The organism is Aurantiacibacter xanthus, from assembly GCF_003584015.1.
Lineage (GTDB): Bacteria > Pseudomonadota > Alphaproteobacteria > Sphingomonadales > Sphingomonadaceae > Alteraurantiacibacter > Alteraurantiacibacter xanthus.
This window is the reverse complement of the sequence record NZ_QXFM01000117.1, coordinates 119,272-139,118: the sequence shown is the minus strand read 5'-3', so window position 1 is coordinate 139,118 and position 19,847 is coordinate 119,272. Positions and strand designations below refer to the sequence as shown.

The following is a 19,847-nucleotide window of genomic DNA, read 5'->3' as shown; positions in this document are numbered from 1 at the left end:
CTGCGGGCTTGGCCGGAGCGGCCTTCTTCTTCGTATCCTTCTTGTCGCTGGCTTTCACCGGGCTCGGGCGGGCCTTGAGGCCAAGCCGGTGGGCCTTGCCGATCACGGCGTTGCGCGAGACGTCGCCCAGTTCCTCGGCGATCTGGCTGGCGGTGGCGCCGCCTTCCCACATCTTGGTCAGTTGCGCGATCCGTTCGTCGGTCCAGCTCATCGAATACCTTCGTTCATTGCCTTTGCGGGGGAGGGGACTGCCGCCCCGATCCGCAGGTGATCTTGCCAGCCCGCCTGCCGACGGATAATCGCAGCCCATGCCTCAGACAGAACCTGCATCCGCAACCAGCAAAGTCGCGCTTTCCGGCACCAGTGCCGGGACCAGGTTCCCGCCGAAGGGAGAGCCACAGATCACCGGTTTCAACCGGATCGGGCTGTGGAGCCTCTATATTAAGGAGATCAGGCGATTTCTCAAGGTGCAGACGCAAACTGTCTGGGCCCCGGCGATCACCACGCTGCTGTTCCTGATCATTTTTACCGTCGCACTGGGGCGGGGCGGGCGCGAAGTGCTGGGCGTTTCGTTCGGAACCTTCGTGGCGCCGGGCCTCATCATGATGGGCATGATGCAGAACGCCTTTGCCAATGCCAGCTTCTCGCTGCTGTCGGGCAAGCTGCAGGGCACGATTATCGACTTGCTGATGCCGCCGCTGTCGTGGGGCGAGCTGATGCTCGGCATCGTCGCCGCCGCGATGACACGCGCGGTGATGGTCGGCTCGGCGGTGGCCTTTGCCATGTGGCTCTACCCCGGTGTTGAGCTGGGCGCGGCGCATGTGTGGGCGATCGTGTGGTTCGGGCTGAACGGTGCGGCGTTGCTGTCGATCGTGGGCCTGCTGGCGAGCTTGTGGGCGGAGAAGTTCGACCATAACGCGGCGGTGACGAACTTCGTGGTCGCGCCGCTGTCGCTGCTGTCGGGCACCTTCTATGTGATCGACAACCTGTCGCCTGCCTTCCAGGCGATCAGCCGGGTGAACCCGTTTTTCTACCTGATCTCGGGCTTCCGCTACGGCTTCCTTGGCCAAAGCGACATCGGCAACACCGACCATGCGGTGATGGGTGCGGCGCTGGGCGTGCTTGCGCTGAACGTGGTGCTGGGCTTCATCGCCTACCGGGTGCTGGCCAGCGGGTGGAAGATCAAGAGCTAGGCGCGGCGCGCTCGCTCCTCCTTAGTGGGTGAGGCTGGCGCGCAGGCGATAGCGACCGGCTGAGAACTGCTCGAACAGTTGATCGACGCCGGGATGATCGACCGGGCCGCCATCGGTGTCGATCAGCAGGTTCTGCTGGCTGACATAGGCGACATAGCTCGCCTCTTCGCTATCGGCGAGGAGGTGATAGTAGGGCTGATCGCGGCTAGGGCGCAGATCGAGCGGGATCTGTTCGTACCATTCGTCAGAATTGGCGAACACCGGATCGATATCGAAGATGACCCCGCGGAAATCATGATTCTTGTGCTTTACGACATCGCCAATGGCAAAGCGTGCGCGCGCATGACGAGGGGCCTGGATGCGCTTTCCGGCTTGAGCCGAATAGAACTCTGTGTGTTCCATATGTCCGGAATATAGGCGGTTTGCGTCTGCGAACAAGGCGTGCCGGGTGATAATCACCGGCACTTGTGTGCGAAGGGCCTTGGCAAGGGCAGAATCATGGGCTAACGGGCGCCCTTCTCAGAGAGACCGGGGCCGTTGAGGCCTCTCACCTGACCGAGCGGAGAGGTGGCAGAGTGGTCGAATGCGCTGCACTCGAAATGCAGTATACGGGCAACCGTATCGAGGGTTCGAATCCCTCCCTCTCCGCCACTTCACCGCCGATAGCGCGATATTGCCGCCCATAACCGCCGATCACCGCACAAGAATTTTCAGGTTTGCGGAAGTTGCCCCGCCAATAGCCCTCTATGGCACGATAAAAGGTGGGTTCTCACATGCCCACCGTGTGAGAACCTTTCACCGCAAATCACCGCCGATTGTGCGATAATATCCGCATTAAAATGCGCGGGCCTCCACAGCTCCTGGTAGAAGCGATGACGTGATGCCAGATGGCTTGCTCATAGCTGTACGCTTGGAAGATCGTTTCTCAGGCGATCGATCTGCACATCGGCTTTCGCCGACATAGGCGACGTTCAAGCCTTCGAACGGCTTCCCTGAAAACCAAGATTTCGAAGTGGCGATCGCCCCGCTTCGTTCGAGTCGCCTTCTACGGCGGCGGGAGCATCGGCACACCTTTGTCGAGCAGGTTAGCCAGAACCTCCGTGCGAGGACGCGCCGACTGCGTCGCCAATGCTACCATCGCCCGTGCCGCTCGGCGCGCGAGACTGCGCGCCGCGACGCGCTGCGCCGAAGGGATAGCCTGCATGCCACCACGGCCATGGACGAAGGCACTGCGCAGCTCGAACAGGTCAAGGTAGTCTGATGCAGCGCTAGCGTCGCCGAGGGCGGCCGCGATCCGTGCCGCCACCCTCCGTGCCGGCGTGACGTTCGGGTGCGGCGAGCCTTTGGGCCGCAGCTTGCGCCGGTGATCGAGCTCGAGACCGAGCGCCGCCTCGATCGACGTCATATGAGCCATGAACTCGTCGATCCCCTCGGCGAGAAAGCCCCGCACCAGGAAATGGACGATCGGCGTCTCAAACAGGCTAGTCGCCCGGGCCGCCTGCAGCTCGTCCCACGCCGAGGCGGCATATCCCGCGAGCGCAGGCGCGGCATCGTCGTCCAAGGGATAGGTCGTCGGCCGCTCCAACTCGATCTCTTCCCCCCAGCTGTCCTGAACGATCCAGGGCTCGAGCGAAAGATCGTCCGCGCTCGGCGGCCGCTTCGACTGGACGAACAAATCGTCGTCGAGCGTGTAGATCCACGGCACGCGGAAGCCGCGCCAATCGAGGTCTATCAGCGTCGACCAGTCTTCCCACGGCGCCAGCATCAGATGGAACAGCGCGGCTTCCACGACCGCGGGGAAGTGGCCGAGATGCGGTTCGATCGCTCCGAAATCCCGCATGATGTCGAACATCCACGGCGCCGCCCGCGCCTCGGCATGGGGACCGACGGGCAGCGTCTCTTCGACCACAAGCCAGTGAAACTGAGCGAGGCGGTCCGATTCAAGGGGCACCTTGGGATAAGTACGTGCAAGCCGCGGCGCATTGAAGAGCGTCTCCAGCTCGTCGGCCGAGAAACGCGCAAGCCGCGCGGGACCGAACGCGATCGGCGGCAAATCGTCCGCCAGATCGAGCGGGCATAGATGCCGCCGCACCGCAGTCTCCTGACGGAATGCCGCTTCTATCCGTGCCGCGGCGATGGCCACATCGAGCGTCAAATCCTCGCGGCCTTTGGGAAGGTAACACGGCATACCCAAGGCATGCAGCGCGGAGCTCAGGGCAAAAGGTGCCTTCCCGCCGCCGAAACGCTCCGCACACAGATCGCGCAGCGCGATGAAGCGCGGCGCTGCCAGGAGATTGTCGGGTCCGGGCCACGGCATGCGCCACAAGTCTGCAACGGCCGCGACGAGCACCGGGTCAGGCGCGGTCATGCTCGATGCTCCTCGGCGGTTGGCCGCCACGCGCGTTCGATCCGCTCGCGGACAAGCCGCCGCTCCAAGCTCTCGTGCTTGTCCGCGATGCTTTCGCGATAGATGTAGGCTGCGTCTTCCCAGAAGCCGACGATCGCGCCGACGAATGTCTCGATCCGCTCGACCGGAACCGACATGGCAGCGACCGTCTGCCGGGGTGGCGACGACGGCCCGAACTCCGGCGGCAGCGACGTGTAGACCGGCCACCAATCGGGGCAGCGCTGTGTCAGTTCGGCGGCCGAGACGCCATCGCCGTGCCGGCAGGCATTGCCGAGATGATGCAGCGTATCAAGTTCACCGAAGCTCGGAAAAGCCTCGATCCGGATGCCGCGGAGCTCGCGAAACAGCGCGCACATACCCGGCCAGTTCGCCCTCTCCACCTTCGCGCCGACCCCTTCCCCCGGCCTTAACGCTTCGGCGCATCCGTAGAGATAAGCGCGTAGCTGACGCTCCCAGATCGACTGGATCGCGAGACAGAAGGCGAGCTTGGTTTCCGCGAGGACCTCTTCCATGTCGGACTGCTCGAAGCAGGCTGCCGGTTCGTCGCTGTGCCCAAGCTCCGTGATCCGCGCCTCGACCTGGTGGATTGCCGGGAGAATGACGTCGTCAAGAAACGATCGGATCGTCAGATCGTGCTTGGCCGCAGCGACATCGGCATAGCAGTTCTGCCAGCGAAACGGCGTCATCGCACCCGCTCCGCCGCCTCTGCGATCATGTCGCGGACCAGCTCCAGAAGTCCGCCGACCGGCATGCCGTTGAACGGATCACCGTGAGCGGCTTGATTGCGGCGCCGGGCCAAGGTCGGTTCGGTATCGCCGGTCAGCCGTCCGATGGCCGTCCGGCCACAGCGCACCACCATCGGTATCGCCGCATCGGTGAGCCCGTCGCCCTCGACCATGTGCCTGAGGGGAACGGACAGGCTCCGCCGGCGCTTGGGGAAGAGATGGCCGTAGCGGTCGGTCACCGCCAGCTCGATCGCGGTCAACGCGACCAGGTCACCTGCCTCGATCAGGTCGGTATCGATCCAGCCCAGCAGGTAGAGCTTTTGCGCGCGCGCATATTTGATGCCGACCATCGCGGGGACAAAGGGGCTTGGCGACCGGCCGGCAACGACATCGCGCCAGCTCGCCGCGTCCTCGAACGTGACCAATCCACCCGGAGCGCCCGCTTCGGGCCAAGGAAGCACCAGCGGAGCCTCGCAAGGCGGTAGGTCGATCAGTGCGCGATCCATTCGGCCACCCTCTCGGTTGGCGATCCGCCAACGACCCCAGCGATCTTCTGACCCCAAACAGCAGCGACCGCAACCGGCTCGACCCCGCCCGCCGGGCCGACAGGGCTACATCGTAGCAAGGTGGCCGGCCCGTGAAGGGAAAGCATCACTATATGTTCTTCGTTTGTTCTGATAAGGTGTCCCCGCATGCCGATCAGAGGCAGACGACTGAAGCGCGAGGTTCCCATGCAGCTATCCATATTTCTGGCTTTCTGGATTGCACGAAAGCCAGAAATATGGAATTCGGTATGCGTTATCGCGGCCGAACAGGGACGGTCGTCAGGAAAGGGGATACCGAATGGCACGCAGCCAGCCGGTCGCATCCGACGACGAAAGCGACCAGGAACCCGAAAAAGGTGTCTCGCTGAACTTCAAGGTCAGCCCAGAATTCAAGAAGCAATTCAAGGGCTTTGCTGTCGCACAAGGCATCAGCATGACAGATCTGCTGAAGAATGGCTTCGCGCTTTCCAAAAAGGAGCGGCAGAAATGACCGCTCCGGCGGCCACATTCTTGCGCTCGGGCAGCACTCGCGCGGCGTCAACGTGCAGACGGCAGCGATGACACTCGACACCCGAATGGAGTCGGCCGACTGGCTGTTCGCGATCTCGGAGGCGCGCGACCTGCCAGTCGTCGACGGGCTTGTTCCGGTCGCGGGCTACGATCGCGCCGGCCGTCCGCCCGAGGAAGTCGCGATCATGGAGAAGGCACTGTCCTACGGCGCCCGCGCGGTCTTCTTCGAAGCGGCGCGCCACGGCCGCGCTGCGGTCGCACAAGCCTTCATCTTCGACGTGGCCGACGAACCCGACGACGCGCGTTTCGCCGAGCTGCACAAGCGGCTGTGGAGTTGGGGCGGCGTCCCGCTCGTTTACCGCGCGGGCCGCGGCGCGATCCAGCTGTTCCGCTGCGCGCACGAACCCGACTTCGCGGGTCCCGACGGCAAACCCGTCTGCCGCCCGATCCGAACGCTGCTGACGGGCGCGAAGATCGCCGAGCTCGACGTATGGTGGGATGCGGCGCGCATCCGCAACGGTACGATCTGGGACGATCCCCACGCCTGCAGCCTGATGCTCTCCGCCCAGAAGGCGGCGCACCGGACGCTGGTCGAGGAAGTTCGCGCGCTTGCCAAGCAGCTGTCTGAGGGGCGCTTGCTATCGCCCAGGCTACGCCGAAGGCTGCTGATCCTTTCCCTCCTGATCGCCTATCTCGAAGAGCGCTCGGTACTGCTCCCGGCCGACTTCAACCAAGCGCGCGAAGGCGCAGGGCGCTTCTTCGAGATCCTCGGCGACGGCCCGGCATTGATCGCGCTGCTCGAGGCGCTCGAAGAGCGCTTCAACGGCCACGTCTTCAAATTGACAGAGGAAGACCGCGCGGCGCTGTCGGCGAGCACCGAGCTTGCCAGCTACGCCCGGCTGGTCGAAGGCTATGAGGACAGCTCTGGCCAACTCAGCCTCTGGCGGCTCTATTCGTTCCGCGACCTCCCGGTCGAGCTGATTAGCAATATCTACCAGCTCTTCGTCAAGGACGCAGCAAGTTCCATCTACACGCCGCCCGCGCTCGTGCGCCTTATGCTTGAGGAAACGCTGAGCTGGGAACGGCTCGACCGCTTGATGGCCAGCGACGGCGTCATACTCGACCCGGCCTGCGGGTCGGGCGTGTTCCTCGTCGAAGCCTATCGGCGGCTCGTCCTGCACTGGCGCTTGCACCACGACTGGGCGCGCCCCGGCGTCGATGAACTGCGCCCGCTACTCCAGCGGGTTCACGGGATCGACCTCGAAGAGGGCGCGGTCGAACTTGCCGCTTTCAGCCTCTGCCTGAGCCTCTGCGACGCGCTGCAGCCCGAGGAAATTCGCTCGAGCGTCAAGCTCTTCCCGCCTCTCGCGGGCACGACGCTCCATCACAGCTGCTTTTTCGATGCTAAGGCCAGAAGGCTCGTCGGCGCGCCGGTCGCCGCCATCCTCGGCAATCCGCCATTCGAATCCTCGCTGCCGACCGCCGGCGCGAAACGAAGCTACGCCGCCTACAAAAAGGCCAACGGCGCGCTTGCCGACAAGCAGCTTGCCTATCTCTTCCTCCACGAAGCGATGGAGCTCCTCGCTCCCGATGGCGTGCTGGCGATGGTCGAGCCTTCCGGCTTCCTCTACAATCAAAACGCGCTTGCTTTTCGGAAGTCCTTCTTCAGCCGCTGGCGGGTCCGCGAGATCCTGGACTTCGTCTCGGTCCGCGGGCTGTTCAAGAAAGGCGAAGCCGACCCCAAGATCGTCGTGGTCATTGCCGAAGCCAGCAAGCCGTCCGTCGACGGCCGACTGCTCCATGCCGTCTTCCGCCGCAATGGCCGCGCCACGGCCGAGCAGGGCTTCGACATCGACTATTATGATCTCCACTGGCTGCGAAGTGCGGAGGCGGAACAATCCACCGACATCTGGCGCGCCAACCTGCTCGGCGGTCGCCGGGTCCAGGATCTGATTGAACGGCTTCGACGCTATCCGACGCTCAAGGACTATGCCGATAAACATGGCTGGGATTTCGGGGAGGGCTTTATTGCCGGCCTCAGTGGTGAATCCGCGCCAGCCGAGCATGTTGTCGGGAAGCCTCTCCTACCAACCAGCGCGCTTTCCGAAGCGGGCCTCGACGTCAGATTCCTCGACACCGTTCCCAATCGGCCGATCAAGCGACCGAAGACCGAGCGGCGTTTCACGCCGCCCTTCTTGCTCATCAAGGAGCACCAGAACCTCTACCACGGCCTGTGGACCGGCCAATATCTGACATATAAGCATGAGATTGTCGGGCTGGTCGCGCCACGTTCCGATCTCGATCGGCTGAACGCCGTGCAGCGTTGGCTTCAGCGCGAGAATATTGTGCTGCGCGCGTATGTAGCCGGCATCAGCGCACGTCTCTTCACGCAACGGGCCACGGCGATCCTCAGCGCCGATATCTTCGCCTTGCCCTATCCGGAAGATGAAGATCTCGATCTCAGCGATAACGAGCGGATCATTGCCGAGGACATCGTCGAGCATCAGCGTGATCTCGTTCGTCTGGGCACCGCAGCCCCGGTCATGCGAACAGCACCAGACGATGCGCTTGCTGACTTCGATGCGGTGTTCACCCGTCAGCTCAACGCCGTCTACACGCGCAATCCGATACGCCCGCTCGAATCGCAAAGGTGGTCGGGCGCGATCTGCAGCGCTTACGCGTTCGGCGATGGCGCGGTGGACTGGTCGGGAGCAGATGAGCTACGCGGCAGGCTCGATGCGCTCCTCCACGAGCGCCGCGGCTCGGGCCTGACGGTCACCCGGATCACCCGCCTTTACGACAAGGGCTTCGTCTTTCTGCTGAAGCCCGACCGGCACCGGTTCTGGACTCGCTCGATCGCGCTGCGCGATGCCGATGACGTGTTCGCCGACTTGCGCGAGCAGGGCTTCTAGGATGCTGGCCGACGAGGGGGAGCGCCGGGCGCAAGCCGGAACGCTGGACAGCGAGGTCCATCTTCCCGGCGAGTGGATGAATGCTCTTATCGGCTTCATTGGAAGCGTCCTGCCCGGTTGGCGCGATGATCCCCGCCGGCCCGCGCAGACCAGCGAGGACGCCTTGACCGCGCAGCTCTGCGCGAAGCTCGCCAGCGCCAGCCGTCACACGCCAGGCTGGGATTTTCTGCAGTTCAGGCGCGAAGAGCCCGACGCCGCCGATGGCCGGCGCGCGATCGACCTCGCCGTCGCGCCGAGCGGCTCGGTCATCTGGATCGAAGGCCGCGAATATACCGAGTACCAAACGCTCCTGCCGATCGAATGCAAGAGGCTCCCAACCCCCAAGGGCCACAAGCGGGACGAGCGCGAATATCTCTACAGCCGCTTCAGTACGACCGGCGGCGTGCAACGCTTCAAGGCGGGACATCACGGTTCGTCACACGATCGGGCGGCGATGATCGCCTACGTGCAGGAGCGAGACATCCCATCGTGGGCGGTCCAGCTCGACGACTGGATCGACGGTCTCGAAAGCGACGCCGTCGAGGGCTGGTCTGCCGCCGACAAGCTGTCGCTCCTAGAGTATGATCCGCCATCGCGCGTGGCGGGCCTCTCTTCTGCTCACGCTCGCAGTTCGGGGCTTGGCGGTATTCGGCTCGTTCACCTCTGGATCGAAATGTAGTGCGGTCGCATCGCCGGCTTGAAGCTCACCTCCCCTGCGCAACAACTTTGTCGATCAGGGTATCGAATGCTCGGCAGCTTCCAGCGGCATGGGACCGGGAGTGTCAAAGCGCCAGGAGCTCTCCATTTTCATTCGCGATAGTCCTTTAGCTGGAAAGCTGGAGACGCCCGGACAAACAATAGCGTGCGGTGTACTGAATTCTGCCTTCAAGAAGAAAGCAAAAGGTTATGCTCGCGCCAGATGATTACTAAATTGCGCTGCGAGGATACCATGAAGCTCAAATTCCCCAAGCGATCGAAAACACACCTCACGGAGACAGAATCCTGGCGGGTCCTCGACAGCATCGCACCCAAAGACTGGATCGTGCGCGAGGTCACGGAGCGCGACTATGGCATCGATGCTTACATCGAGTTGGTCGACAAGAACGATGAAGTCACCGGCCAACTTATGTCTGCCCAGCTCAAGGGGGTGGGCTCGATCACGTGGAAGAAGGGCAACGGCGGCCAGCAGTTGGCGGCGTCACCGCAGATCAAGACCAGCACGGCAGCATACTGGCATGGTCTGCCAGTGCCGGTTTTCCTGCTGGTTGCGGATCTCGCTGCGAAAGACATCCATTTTGTGGCGGTCAAGGAGCTCATCCGCGGCGATTTTGAAAAACTCGAAACGCAAGGCTCGATGACGTTTCCGTTGTCCGCCTCTCTCTCACTCAAATCGAGCGATGGGCCCAAGCTATTCCGCTGGTTATACGCGCGCGAGCGGCTGCAGCCCGAATTCGCGTTTCATATCACGAACCTGATCAGCCAGATGGACACCTTCGCCGACTTCATCCGCATGAATCAGAATCGCGATAGCTTCATGGAGGTCGAAGCGGAGCGGCACCTGCAGTTCCGGGCACTTTACGAGTCCTGCCGGATGGCCTCGCTCTATCTGGAGAGTGAATGGCCACTGGAAGAGCTAATCGAGCTCTACAGGATGGATCGGCGCGATTGGAAAGGCGATTGGGTCCTGCTGCACGAGAAGACGCTGGACTATGCCTTGCAGAAGCTTCAGGTGCTGTTTCCCGCGCTCGTGCGAAAGGCGCTCAAGCTCGTCAGCGAAACCGAGGCCGGTTATTGGATGGCGACCGACCGGGTCTTCTTTTCGCTGTGCAGCAATGGCGAACTGAACATGCGTCTGAAGCAATTCGAGGGCGAGATCGGCCACTAGATTTGCGTCGCAGCGGGGCGCGTCGCGATCGTGCCCGGCTCGCATCCACGCTGGCTAGGTGGAGATGAGTTCAAAGGGCAGGTCCTTGGCGAAGCGACCGAAGCTGTCGAGGATCGCCTCCATCCGCCTGGGCATGTCATCGATCACTTCGTCGCGCAGATAGAAGATCCAAGGCTTGTCGTTGGTCCGTGCCGACTGGAAGTATTTGTCCCAGTTTCGGGCCGCGATCAGGGCCTCGAACTGATCGCGCTGGGCGAGCGACCACTCGAAGCCGCCGTGGAACATCCTGTTCCGATAAGAGACCATGGCGGCGAGCCACTCCATCATGTCGGGTTCTAGGTAAGTGGAAAGCCCAGAGGCCTCGGAGATCTGAGGGAGTCCGCTGATGATGTCGTTCCGGGCCTTGTCGCGGCCAAAATACCATTGGCAGTTCCACCGCTCCGGGTGCTGGTCCGCGCGCTTCCAGCGCCGGTGATCGGGAGGTTGCATCTGTTTGGCGGCATACATCGATCCCAGCGCTTGGAACGATTGGGAGAAGACGCTTTCCGCCATCGGCACTATCATGCCGATAGCGGAGAGGCTCACTGCGGCGTCGCTGTACGAGGATCGCCACATCGCATCGACGTGCTCATCGACCACGTGATGATGGTGCGGGCCCGAATAGGTTTCCGCCCGTTGCCCGAGCTCGTCGATGTTGGCGGCGACGCGCTCTGCTGCGGACCGATTTCTCGCGAGGACGGACCTGATGGCATCAAGCTGAGCGTCCCAGTCGATCGAATCGAGCAACCTGAATAGATAGTCGCGGTCGTCGAGCAGATTGTCGAGGCCGACGCGCAGCTCAGCAACCTCAGGGTTCATGTGGCGCTCCGAGTTTTCTCGATGATCCCCGCATCGATCAGTCGTTCCATTCGCTGCGACGGGCCGGCAGGCGCGTGTCGGCGGTGCGCCAGAGTTTTCTGCCTCGCTCTCCCCGGCGCTTCGGCTTGCCGTCCTGGCCCCAGGCAACGACGGAAAGGTAATCTGCATTTCTGTATTTGCCGGTTTCGTCCCAGTCCCAGGCAAAGCTCACGGTCTCGCCACTATAGACGAACTTGCCGGACCATGGTGCGAGAAACGAATATCGCTCGCCTGCGACGGTGATGACGTGCTGATGCCACGCCCGCTTGTTGCCGCCGCGGCTGGGCGGCCGGGACTTGTCCTTGAGATAGATGCCGTAGTGCTCGACTTCGGCCTTCTCGATGTTCACCCGCTGACCTCCTGATTTGCTCAACAATTCATGGTAAATGGATGCAATGAAGAGCGAATTGCAAGCAACCTTGGCTACTTTTGCGACCGCGGTTCGGGTGTTGCTGGAAGACATGGATCTGGCCTACACCGACCCAGCCGAGCGCGCGCTCGTCGCCCGGATCCGGGATCTGCTTCATGGGCAATTTGAGGGTTGGTCAATCGACCTAGAATGGAACCGGCGCGAGGACGTCGTCAAACGGCTCCGCTACGGGCTCAGCGAGGACGAGTTGATCAGCAAGGATGCGATTGTGCCCGACCTGATCGTGCATCGGGTGGGCAAGCGCGAGAACCTTTTGGTGGTCGAGGTCAAGAAGGCGTCGAACAAGGACTTCCACGGCGACATCTGGAAACTCAGGGGCATGACCGAACAAGCCGGACCGTATGGATACACCGTCGGACTCCATCTTGTGATCGACGTGAAGGCGAGCACGGCGCCCCGATCGGATGTCTATGTCGACGCCGTACTGGACGAGCCGCTGACTGAGTGGATGCGGCTGGAACTAGCAGGCCAGAATTGAGTACGGACGTCTGCTTCTGGGTTAGCGACGAAGATGACACCAACGGCCGGGGGGTGCTACGCAGACGTCTGATGGGTGTCAGCCAGCTCTGCCGTCCCCTTATGCCCTATTTTGGAGGGGTATAGAGGGCAATGGAGTAGATATAGTTCTCATCGCTATCCCGCATGTCCCGCCATTCACCGTCGATCACCCATTCCATCGGCTGAGAGATCAAGCAAGCCGCTGACGCTACGCTATGGCCCGATAAAACTTCAGTATCTGGCGCCAGCTTCCTACCCCTAACTCGGTCCATGCATTCGATGCGGCGTCTCCGCCGCATCGAATGTCACATGGATCTGCAGGCCGATCAGTAGCCCACGGTGAAGCGCTGGCGAACATGCGCTGGCGTCTCGATTTCGTCGGCAAGCGCAATGGCAAAATCTTCGAATGATATGCTGCTGCCGTTTTCGTTGGTCAGGAGCTGATCCTTGCCCAGTCGGAAGGTGCCGGTGCGCTCACCCGGCACGAACGCGGCAGATGGGGAGAGGAAGGTCCAGTCCAGATCGGCCTCGCCCTTGAGCCTGTTGAGGAAGTCCAGGCCGCCCTGAGCCTCAGCCTTGTACATTGCCGGGAATTCAGGCGTGTCGATCAGAAGCTTGCCCGGTGCCACTTCGAGACTGCCAGCGCCGCCGACGACATAGTAGCGACGCACGCCAGAGGCTTTGACGGCTGCAACAAGCTTGTCCGGATCGCTTGCCGAGAAGTGAACCGAGCTGATGACGGCGTCGTGACCCTCAAGGATTTTGGCCAAGTCTTCGGTTGCCTCGATATCGCCGGCGACAGCAGTTGCGCCCGCGAGGGATGCAATCTTGGCAGGGTCGCGCGCAATGGCGGTTACGGCATGACCACGGCTCGAAAGCTCGGCCAGGATGCGGGAGCCAGCCTGACCGGAAGCGCCGATAAGTGCGATTTTCATGATTTGATCCTTCGTTGTTTGATTATACGGTGACAGTCAGGTCTTCGATCGCTGCGAGCAGGCGTTCGGGACCATGGTAGAGCACCTCTCCGTTGAGATCGGTGGGCTTGCCGTCGATCACGGCGACCAGCTGCGGTACGCCGCGAATGCCGAGTTCATCCATACGGGTTTGCGAGGCTTCCATGCGCTCAAGCGTGCGTTCGCGCAGCGCGGTATCGTTCCGAAGCCGGTCGATGACCTCCTCAACGGTCAGGTCGAAGCCGTGTTCGCCAGCGACCGCCACGGCCACTCTGGCCACTTCCTCTTCGCCCGATGTTTCGCGCCCGTCGACATAGCGGGCAATCTGCGCGGCATGGAGGAATGCCGGCTCAAGCTTCGCATCGATTTCGCCGAGGAGCTGCAAGGCGAGTGTGGCCGGCGCAGAGGTAAACACGCCATCGGGAGCGAGGAGGACGTTCTGGTGATAGTCCTCGGAAAACCGCTGGCCGGTGAGCGACTGGATGCGCTGGTCGTTGTGCCAGGCATGGTCGGCTATCGAAGAGACCGGCCGGGTGCCGAAGAAGAGGCCCGAGGGCATCATGCGCAGCTGCGCCGGAAACCTGTTGGCGAGGCCTTCGAGCGCGGGGGCGCTTGCATAGCACCAGCCGCACAGGGGGTCGAAGAAGTACTGGAGTTCTATGGTCTGGGTCATAACGATGTCCTTACTGCTGAGGACATATATATTGTTGCGTATCTCGCAGATAAATATAACAATGATCGACACAATGTTGCATCATTCGAGCGAATTGAGATGGACCGGATTACGGCAGCGAAGGTGTTGATCGAAACTGTGGAGCGGGGAAGCGCAACGGCGGCGGCCGAGGCGCTGGACATGTCGCGGGCCATGGCGTCGCGTTACATCGCTTCGATCGAGGATTGGTCAGGCACCCGGCTCCTGCACCGCACGACCCGCCGGCTCAGCCTGACCTCGGCGGGTGAGCGCGTCCTCGAGCTGTGCAAGGACATGGTGCGAATAGCTGACGCCGTCAGCGACGTTGCGGCGGATGCCGCCACGCCGAGAGGCCGGTTACGGGTGACGGCTCCGAGCATTCTCGCGGAGGCTTTGCTCATCCCGCTGCTGGCGGATTTCGCCAAGGCGTATCAGCATATCAAGATTGATCTTCTGATCTCCGACCGCCCTGTCGACCTCGTACAGGACCGCATCGATGTCGCCATCAGGATCGCCAACAGCCTCGACCCCTCTCTGATAGCCAAACGCCTGGGATCATGCCCATCCGGGCTTTACGCCGCGCCCACCTACCTGACGGCGCATGGTCAGCCCGGCGATGTCGACGACCTCAAGGGCCACCAATGCCTGACCTATGCCAATCTGGGTGGGGGCGAATGGGTGCTGGGGAATGGCCGAACCAGGTCCGTGATACAGGTCAGCGGCAGCTTCCAGACCAATGACGCTCTCACGCTTCGCCGCGCCGCGATCTCGGCAATGGGCATTGCCATGCTACCGCGCTTCTCGGCCGAAGCCGATGTTGCTGAGGGTCGGTTGCGAAGGGTGCTGGAGGAATGGCAACCCGAGAGCATGGGCATTCACGCCCTATACGTTTCGCGGCACCATCTGCCGACGGCGGCACGCGTGTTGATCGATTTCCTTGGCACGCGGATGAGCCACTGATGCTCTTTGGCGTGTTGGCAATCGGCTCGATCAAGCGATATCCAGGATCTGCCCATCCTACCGGGCCGTCGTTTGGTCTGGTACAGCAAGGCAGGAGTGTCAGCCTTTAGTGGACAGTTTCCGCATGCTAACACGGCTCGTAAGAGCCTGATGTGGAGTGCAAATCTTGTCCGGCAGGATGGATTATTGTCGCGCGGCGCCCAAGGCTATGCAGGCCATGATGGATTTGGAAGGCGCGAGCGGTCGGAATCTCGCAGCAGAAGCTGGATGTTTTGTCTGCGTGGCGGGAGAGTCCGGCTTTCGATGCACAGGAGCGGGCTGCACTTGCATGGGCCGAGCCGCTTACATGGTTCGCGACGACCGGCGCCCCGAATTCCGATTACGAAACATTGGCGGCGTGCCTTCGACGAGTGTGAACGGGTAGAACGTACCCTCGTCATCACAACGATAACTGCCTGGAACCGCTTTGCCGCGGGCTTTCATTCACGACATCCCTTCGATCAGTCGAAATAGACGTCAATAGCGCGGTCCGATAGCTTACGATGGTCACACGTCAGCCGGCCGAGCAGGCACAGTGCGTCAAAGGCTCGCGACATAGGCCTTAAAACTCCGGCTTTTCATTGGCCGAAAATGTTCCCCGGTGTCCTCAGCGGCGTCGATCCTGTCGAGTCTGAAATTCCGGAAGTCTTCAGCAACTTCACACCAGGCTGTCAGTAGCCAGGCGTCATCGAAGATCGTCATGCCCACAGGGTGGATCCGTCTGCGTGTACGCGTCTGGTTCAAACTGTTGTAGGCAATGTCCAGGATGCGGCGCTCCCTGATGGCCAGCCTGATCAGCTTTTCCCATTCTTCAGCGCGTTTGTCCGTGTCGTTATCACGCCGCACTGCCATCATGGGCATGTGCCTCAGCAACTCACGCCCGGCATCTCCCAGTGTTGCTCCAAGCTTGCCTTGCGCGCGTGACGCCGCATCGTGGAGGGCCCCGGCATTTCGGGCACTGAGCAAACGCATCCCCAGCATGACGGCCTCAAGCTCGTCGGCTGTAAAGTGCAGCGGGGGCAGGAAGTAGCCCGCCTCCAGCTGGAAACCAAGGCCGGATTCGCCACGGATAGGAGCGCCTATGGACTGCAAGCTCGCGATGTCACGGTAGATGGTTCGAACCGACACGCCCAACCGCTCGGCAAGAACTGCGGATGAGACAGGATGCTTTGCCGCGCGCAGTTCATCCAGGAGAGAAAAGAGACGAAGTGATTTCATGGCGACGTCATATCATACCCCTGACAAAAAATGTCAGGGGCAGGCGATATTCAGCGGCATCCAGAAAGGACGTTCGCTATGTCAAAACCCTGCCTTGAAATTGCCACCTACACATCCATCGAACCCGTAGAAGCGGATCGCCAGCGCCAGCTTGCGGCCGGCATGGCTGCGAAATTGCCGGGTTTCGCCGGTTGGTTGCCGCTGAGCGGTAGTACAAACGCGACCGACCGCGCAGATGTGGTCGGGTGGACCAGCCTGGAAGCTGCCCATGATGCAGGGAAACAGGTCGGCACAGCGGAGGAATTTGCGCCATTTCGTCGCTCGATCGACACGTTCAACGGCATGGGGCATTTTACGCTGGAAGTCGGGGGCCTGCCGTTCATGCAGCCAGGCGATGGCATTGAACTTGGCCTGTTTCGCCTGAAGCCGGGCATTTCCGAAGAGGACTTGCGTTCCGCGCATGCGCACATGGTAGACCGTCATCTCTCCCGGCAATCTGGCTGGCGGGGTCAGAGGCTGGCCAAGCTCAAGGATGGAATTTGGGCCGACCTGGCGTTTGCCCAATCGAAGGAGGTTGCAGAAGCCATATGCGCCAGTTGGAGCGGGAATGAGGATTGCGAGGCGTTTCTTGCAATGATCGAGCCCGTCAGCATGCAGTTTGGTGCGATAGCATAACGCCCGGATCACCGGCTCCAACGTCGAATCCGGCCCCCATTCGATTGCATTCTTCCTGTGCCGGGTGGTGTGTACAGGACATTGGCGGCCGGAGAGGAAATGAACGGTTGCCGTAAGAACAAAACGGGAATATCTTTGAGTTCGTTTTGAACCGATCAAATGCGGATTTGGTCTCTATGCGGACGAGCTTACTATGGGGAAGGGGCGCGAAATGCCGGAATTGAATAGCGGCCCAGCGAAGGCGGGGTCTTTGTGGCGCGGGCTCGGCAATCTGGCCTGTCATCATGTCACGGCACCGCGGTGGCATAGGTCATGAGCGCCCTGTTCGAAGGCCCGGACGGGCAGCCGCGCTGTCGCTGGTGTGCGGCCACGCCGGACTATATCGCCTATCATGACACCGAATGGGGTTTCCCGGTCGATGACGATCGGCGCCTGTTCGAGAAGCTGAGCCTCGAAGGCTTCCAGTCCGGCCTGTCCTGGCGGACCATTCTCACCAAGCGCGAGAATTTTCGCGCGGCCTTCGCCGGTTTCGATATCGACCGGATCGCGGCATTCGGCGAGGCGGATGTGGAGCGGCTGCTGCAGGATGCCGGGATCGTGCGGCATCGTGGCAAGATCGAGGCCGTCATCAACAATGCCGCCCGCGCCCGCGAACTGGTGCGCGAAGCGGGATCGCTCGCAGCCTATGTCTGGAGCTTCGAGCCGCGCGGGGAGGATGTGCCTTACCTCGCTTCGACGTCACCGGCCTCGATTGCGATGTCGAAGGATTTGAAGAAACGCGGCTGGAAGTTCGTCGGCCCAACCACGGTCCATGCCTTCATGCAGGCGATGGGGCTGATCAACGATCATGCCGAAGGGTGTGTGACGCGGGGTGAGGTGGAACGGGCGCGGGCTGCGTTCACGCTTCCGGCAGGCTCCTTCAGCGCTTCGGCCAGATAGTCGATGAAAACGCGCAGGCGGGCGGGCATGTTGGCTCCGCCTGCGAAAACTGCGTGAATTTCCTCGATGTCGCCGGGGTTGTAGTCTTCCAGCAGCGGCACAAGCCGTCCGTCCGCTATTTCCGCTGTGACGCTGAACGCGCCGACCCGTGTCACGCCAACGCCTGCGATGGCAAGCTGGCCCAGCGTCTCGCCGTTGTTCGCTTCGATCGAGCCGCGCACGCTCAAGACATAGTCGCGCCCGTCCTTGCGAAAGGGCCAGGTCGGCTCGGCGCGGCGGAAATTGAAATTGAGGCAATTGTGCTCGTGCAAGTCCTCCGGAACGCGCGGCGTCCCGTGGCGAGCGAGATAGTCGGGCGCGGCGACGATCACGCGGCGACTTTCACCCAGCCTGCGCGCCGTCAATGCACTGTCGGCGAGCGGGCCGAAGCGAATGCCGATATCGGCCTGTCCGCCGGCAATATCGACGAGCGCGTCGGTGAGGTTGATGTCGATCAGAATATGCGGATAGCGCGCAGCGAATGCACCCAGCAGCGGCACGATGCACAGGCGCCCATGCGACAAGGCCGCGCTCACCCGCAATCGCCCGCGCGGAGCCCCCAGGTCGGCAACTGCCTGTTCGGCATCGTTGAGATCGGTGAGGATGCGCCGTGCGGCACACAGGTAGCTTTGCCCTTCGGTGGTGAGGCTCAGCGCACGGGTCGTGCGCAAGAGCAGCCGCACACCCAGCCGCTCTTCGATCCGGTCCACCGTCCGGCTGACCGCTGATGCAGTGAGCCCGAGTTTGCGTCCCGCCGCCGAAAAACTGCCTTCCGCCGCTACCGCAGCGAACACTTCGAGCGCACGGGCACGGTCGGTTGGGGGCAGTATCTTTGCGTTCATATCAAAGCTGTTTCGACTGTCTATCGGCTAAACGTGCCGGTGACTGTCTCCTATCTTTGCTTCAAACGCAATCAAAGGGAATGGTCATGGATTATCGCCAGTGGAGTGCAGAGGGGCTGCGTGTACCGCTGCTGTGTTTCGGCGCCGCCATCGAGGGGCGGCCCGGTAGCGCGCTGCCCTATCCGAACGCGCCCTATCGCTGTCAGGAAGAATTCACCCGCCTGAACCCGGTAATGGTCTGAGCAAGGAGACCTCCCCATGAAACTCAATCCTCCGCTTCTCGCGCTGGCGACGGGTGCTTTCGGAATCGGCGTCACGGAATTCTCTCCTATGGGCCTTCTGCCTGCGATCGCGACCGATCTGGGGGTTTCCATTCCCACCGCCGGGCTGCTCATCAGTGCCTATGCTATCGGTGTGATGCTGGGCGCGCCGCTGATGACACTCACCACCGGGAGGGTGCCGCGGCGCACCTTGCTGATTAGCCTCGCTGCGATCTTCACGCTGGGCAATCTCGTTGCGGCCATGTCGCACAGCTATGGCCTGCTGCTGGCTGCGCGCGTCATCACCTCACTCAATCATGGCGCCTTCTTCGGCGTTGGCTCGGTGGTCGCGGCCAGCGTGGTCCCACCGGGGCGCGGCGCGAGCGCGGTAGCGGCTATGTTCATGGGGCTGACCATCGCCAATGTGGTGGGTGTGCCGCTGGCCACCTGGGTGGGGGACGTGCTGGGCTGGCGCGCGGCCTTCTGGGGCATAGCCGTTCTGGGCGTGGTCACCATGGCGGCGCTGCGCCTGACCCTGCCGGACCGGCCCGCGCCGCAGGGCGCCAGCATGATCGACGAGTTGCGCGTGCTGACGCGGGGCGCGGTGCTGAGCGCGCTTGGGCTCACCGTGCTGGGGGCGAGCGCGATGTTCACCGTCTACACCTATATCGCGCCGATCCTGCAACAGGAGACCCATGCGTCGATCGGCTTCGTTACGGCGATGCTGGTCGTCTATGGCATGGGGCTGACCGTGGGCAACTGGCTGGGCGGACGGTTTGCTGACCGCTCGGTGGATCGCACGCTGATCGTGACGCTGAGCGGATTGGTCGTGGTGCTGGCCGCTTTCGCCCTGCTGATGCCGTTCAGGACACCGGCGGCAATCCTGATTTTCCTGTGGGGCGTGGCCAGCTTTGCTTTGGTGCCGCCGTTGCAGGTGCGCGTGATGAACGCGGCGGGCGATGCTCCCAATCTGGCCTCGGCAGTCAATGTCGGGGCGTTCAACCTGGGCAATGCCTTCGGCGCGGCGCTGGGCGGCGGCGTTATCGCGGCTGGGTGGGGCTATCCCGCCGTCTCGCTTGCCGGGGCGATCATGGCCGCGCTCGGGCTTGTCGCAGTGCTGGCGATGACCCGGTCGCAACGGGCCGGTGGGGAGCCGCCGCGATACGAATGCACGGAAGGGTGAGAACCGT

General features: G+C 62.2%; 22 protein-coding genes and 1 tRNA gene. 12 read left to right on the top strand and 11 right to left on the bottom strand.

The genetic code is table 11. The features are described from left to right. A partial coding sequence (locus D2V17_RS15210) for a GcrA family cell cycle regulator (RefSeq protein ID WP_220474129.1) occupies positions 1-211 on the bottom strand: 211 nt, incomplete at its 3' end. A gap of 97 nt (positions 212-308) precedes the next feature. Between D2V17_RS15210 and D2V17_RS15205 the strand changes: the two genes are divergently transcribed. Beyond that, positions 309-1,193 carry an ABC transporter permease gene (locus tag D2V17_RS15205; protein ID WP_119593650.1) on the top strand — a complete coding sequence of 295 codons (885 nt, stop codon included), beginning with the start codon at positions 309-311 and terminating at the stop codon, positions 1,191-1,193. A gap of 21 nt (positions 1,194-1,214) precedes the next feature. Here D2V17_RS15205 and hspQ read toward each other — a convergent pair whose 3' ends face one another. Continuing rightward, positions 1,215-1,595 (bottom strand): heat shock protein HspQ, encoded by a 381-nt coding sequence (gene hspQ, locus D2V17_RS15200; RefSeq protein ID WP_119593649.1) that lies wholly within the window; start codon positions 1,593-1,595, stop codon positions 1,215-1,217. 159 nt (positions 1,596-1,754) lie between these two features. On the opposite strand from hspQ, the gene D2V17_RS15195 reads away from it, so the two are divergent. Continuing rightward, positions 1,755-1,844, top strand: a tRNA-Ser gene (locus D2V17_RS15195). A 394-nt stretch (positions 1,845-2,238) separates the two neighbouring features. On the opposite strand, the gene D2V17_RS15190 is transcribed toward D2V17_RS15195, so the two are convergent. Genes D2V17_RS15190 through D2V17_RS15180 form a run of 3 tightly spaced genes read right to left on the bottom strand, consistent with a single transcriptional unit; the run spans position 2,239 to position 4,831 of the window. Then, positions 2,239-3,561 (bottom strand): hypothetical protein, encoded by a 1,323-nt coding sequence (locus D2V17_RS15190; protein ID WP_119593648.1) that lies wholly within the window; start codon positions 3,559-3,561, stop codon positions 2,239-2,241. Further along, entirely contained in the window at positions 3,558-4,286 is a 729-nt protein-coding gene (locus D2V17_RS15185) for a hypothetical protein (RefSeq protein ID WP_119593647.1), read from the bottom strand. The genes D2V17_RS15190 and D2V17_RS15185 overlap by 4 nt, the downstream gene beginning before the upstream one ends. After that, complete coding sequence (locus D2V17_RS15180; protein WP_119593646.1) at positions 4,283-4,831, bottom strand: hypothetical protein; 549 nt, start codon at positions 4,829-4,831, stop codon at positions 4,283-4,285. The genes D2V17_RS15185 and D2V17_RS15180 overlap by 4 nt, the downstream gene beginning before the upstream one ends. A 337-nt stretch (positions 4,832-5,168) precedes the next feature. Between D2V17_RS15180 and D2V17_RS15175 the strand changes: the two genes are divergently transcribed. The 4 genes from D2V17_RS15175 to D2V17_RS15160 all read left to right on the top strand — a co-directional run bounded on the left by D2V17_RS15175 (position 5,169) and on the right by D2V17_RS15160 (position 10,216). Further along, the gene (locus D2V17_RS15175; protein WP_119593645.1) at positions 5,169-5,360 is read left to right on the top strand and encodes a hypothetical protein; all 192 of its coding nucleotides are present in this window, start codon (positions 5,169-5,171) and stop codon (positions 5,358-5,360) included. Continuing rightward, a complete protein-coding gene (locus D2V17_RS15170; RefSeq protein ID WP_220474128.1) occupies positions 5,323-8,292 on the top strand; it encodes an HsdM family class I SAM-dependent methyltransferase in 2,970 nt (989 codons plus the stop codon). The genes D2V17_RS15175 and D2V17_RS15170 overlap by 38 nt, the downstream gene beginning before the upstream one ends. Before the next feature lies 1 nt (position 8,293). Then, positions 8,294-9,010: a hypothetical protein gene (locus tag D2V17_RS15165; protein WP_119593643.1), complete on the top strand. Its 717-nt coding sequence runs from the start codon at positions 8,294-8,296 to the stop codon at positions 9,008-9,010. A gap of 270 nt (positions 9,011-9,280) precedes the next feature. Continuing rightward, a complete protein-coding gene (locus tag D2V17_RS15160; protein ID WP_191229224.1) occupies positions 9,281-10,216 on the top strand; it encodes a DUF4365 domain-containing protein in 936 nt (311 codons plus the stop codon). Positions 10,217-10,270: 54 nt separating this feature from the next. Here D2V17_RS15160 and D2V17_RS15155 read toward each other — a convergent pair whose 3' ends face one another. Both D2V17_RS15155 and D2V17_RS15150 read right to left on the bottom strand, forming a co-directional pair. After that, complete coding sequence (locus tag D2V17_RS15155) at positions 10,271-11,074, bottom strand: hypothetical protein (protein WP_119593641.1); 804 nt, start codon at positions 11,072-11,074, stop codon at positions 10,271-10,273. 37 nt (positions 11,075-11,111) lie between these two features. After that, entirely contained in the window at positions 11,112-11,462 is a 351-nt protein-coding gene (locus tag D2V17_RS15150) for a hypothetical protein (RefSeq protein WP_119593640.1), read from the bottom strand. A 37-nt stretch (positions 11,463-11,499) separates the two neighbouring features. On the opposite strand from D2V17_RS15150, the gene D2V17_RS15145 reads away from it, so the two are divergent. Beyond that, a complete protein-coding gene (locus tag D2V17_RS15145; protein ID WP_119593639.1) occupies positions 11,500-12,021 on the top strand; it encodes a hypothetical protein in 522 nt (173 codons plus the stop codon). A 346-nt stretch (positions 12,022-12,367) separates the two neighbouring features. On the opposite strand, the gene D2V17_RS15140 is transcribed toward D2V17_RS15145, so the two are convergent. Together D2V17_RS15140 and D2V17_RS15135 are read right to left on the bottom strand one after the other, a co-directional pair. After that, a complete protein-coding gene (locus D2V17_RS15140) occupies positions 12,368-12,976 on the bottom strand; it encodes an NAD(P)-dependent oxidoreductase (RefSeq protein ID WP_119593638.1) in 609 nt (202 codons plus the stop codon). Positions 12,977-12,998: 22 nt separating this feature from the next. Continuing rightward, on the bottom strand, positions 12,999-13,667 hold the full coding sequence (locus D2V17_RS15135; RefSeq protein WP_119593637.1) for a DsbA family protein: 669 nt from the start codon (positions 13,665-13,667) through the stop codon (positions 12,999-13,001). 99 nt (positions 13,668-13,766) lie between these two features. Between D2V17_RS15135 and D2V17_RS15130 the strand changes: the two genes are divergently transcribed. After that, complete coding sequence (locus D2V17_RS15130; RefSeq protein WP_119593636.1) at positions 13,767-14,645, top strand: LysR family transcriptional regulator; 879 nt, start codon at positions 13,767-13,769, stop codon at positions 14,643-14,645. Positions 14,646-15,224: 579 nt separating this feature from the next. On the opposite strand, the gene D2V17_RS15120 is transcribed toward D2V17_RS15130, so the two are convergent. Then, the gene (locus tag D2V17_RS15120; RefSeq protein WP_119593635.1) at positions 15,225-15,902 is read right to left on the bottom strand and encodes a helix-turn-helix transcriptional regulator; all 678 of its coding nucleotides are present in this window, start codon (positions 15,900-15,902) and stop codon (positions 15,225-15,227) included. Positions 15,903-15,980: 78 nt separating this feature from the next. On the opposite strand from D2V17_RS15120, the gene D2V17_RS15115 reads away from it, so the two are divergent. Next, positions 15,981-16,577: a hypothetical protein gene (locus tag D2V17_RS15115; RefSeq protein WP_119593634.1), complete on the top strand. Its 597-nt coding sequence runs from the start codon at positions 15,981-15,983 to the stop codon at positions 16,575-16,577. A 312-nt stretch (positions 16,578-16,889) separates the two neighbouring features. After that, positions 16,890-17,516 (top strand): DNA-3-methyladenine glycosylase I, encoded by a 627-nt coding sequence (locus D2V17_RS15110; protein ID WP_119593633.1) that lies wholly within the window; start codon positions 16,890-16,892, stop codon positions 17,514-17,516. Here the strand turns inward: D2V17_RS15110 and D2V17_RS15105 are convergent. Continuing rightward, complete coding sequence (locus D2V17_RS15105) at positions 17,423-18,397, bottom strand: LysR family transcriptional regulator (RefSeq protein ID WP_119593632.1); 975 nt, start codon at positions 18,395-18,397, stop codon at positions 17,423-17,425. The genes D2V17_RS15110 and D2V17_RS15105 overlap by 94 nt on opposite strands. Positions 18,398-18,483: 86 nt before the next feature. On the opposite strand from D2V17_RS15105, the gene D2V17_RS21415 reads away from it, so the two are divergent. Both D2V17_RS21415 and D2V17_RS15100 read left to right on the top strand, forming a co-directional pair. Further along, the gene (locus D2V17_RS21415; RefSeq protein WP_191229223.1) at positions 18,484-18,639 is read left to right on the top strand and encodes a hypothetical protein; all 156 of its coding nucleotides are present in this window, start codon (positions 18,484-18,486) and stop codon (positions 18,637-18,639) included. Between the two features lie 16 nt (positions 18,640-18,655). Continuing rightward, positions 18,656-19,840, top strand: coding sequence for an MFS transporter (locus D2V17_RS15100; protein WP_119593631.1), 1,185 nt, complete (start codon positions 18,656-18,658; stop codon positions 19,838-19,840). Positions 19,841-19,847: the final 7 nt, after the last annotated feature.